This window comes from Vibrio sp. 1069 (genome assembly GCF_033340555.1).
On record NZ_JAWOWP010000901.1, the window covers coordinates 1 to 529 of the forward strand.

The following is a 529-nucleotide window of genomic DNA, read 5'->3' on the forward strand; positions in this document are numbered from 1 at the left end:
AAACAATAACGCCAGCACGATATGGCTGGCGGCTTTTTTACGTATCTATCTTTAAGCGTTCGTTATATGTGAGTTACGCACTCTTTTGCGCTTTTAGCAAAACCTTAATCGCCATTTTTTCACCACTCTTAAAAATAAAGTACGCGAGACAAACGGTTATTAAGGTTAATACAACGATAATAATACTGAACCAACCTAGTTCCGCTATCAATTCAAATATAGAGATGCCCAAAAACATTAAGATGAGAGAAAACACCACTAAGCTCGATAAATTCCAAAGCAGCACTGAATACCACCTCGTTCTCGAAGGCATTATATTCCCTGTTTTATAGCCAAAATAATATCCTACACTCATCGCTGGTATTAACGTCCCAAGAAAGCCGACACCGTTCATTTCCATGCCAGAAATGTACTCAATAATAAATAGCAGTATGGCCAAACAAACTGATGCCAAACACAAAAGCGACGTTACAAAGAGCACCGAGGGAGCGTTGTTTTCTGTTGAGTAATTATTTTTCGATTCCACTTT

At 38.4% G+C, this 529-nt stretch carries 1 protein-coding gene; it reads right to left on the reverse strand.

Going from position 1 to position 529, the window contains the following annotated elements; genetic code table 11:
• Positions 1-73: 73 nt before the first annotated feature.
• On the reverse strand, positions 74-529 hold a 456-nt coding region (locus R7040_RS29715), incomplete at its 5' end, for an ABZJ_00895 family protein (RefSeq protein WP_318098085.1).